1 protein-coding gene is annotated in these 292 nt (G+C 42.1%); it reads left to right on the forward strand.

Annotation, left to right across the window (positions count from 1 at the left end):
* A partial coding sequence (locus ACFINS_RS10870; protein WP_375706280.1) for a transketolase C-terminal domain-containing protein occupies positions 1 to 292 on the forward strand: 292 nt, incomplete at both ends.

Genomic DNA, 292 nt, shown 5'->3' on the forward strand with positions numbered 1-292 from the left:
GCTGCTGATGAGTTGAGTGCTGAAGGATTGTCTACGACTGTTGCAGATGCACGGTTTGCGAAGCCCTTAGATAAAGATTTGATGCGTCGTTTAGCACGTGAGCATGAAGTATTAGTGACAATTGAAGAAGGTGCAATAGGCGGGTTTGGAGCGCACTTATTACAGTTTTTGGCACAAGAAGGGCTTTTAGAACATGGTTTGAAAGTTCGCACATTAAAACTTCCTGATGAATATTTGAATCATGGTTCACAAGAGAAAGTTCTTTCGCGTATAGGACTTGATGCTGTTGGTA

The sequence above is a fragment of the Bartonella sp. AA2SXKL genome, from assembly GCF_042197205.1.
Lineage (GTDB): Bacteria > Pseudomonadota > Alphaproteobacteria > Rhizobiales > Rhizobiaceae > Bartonella.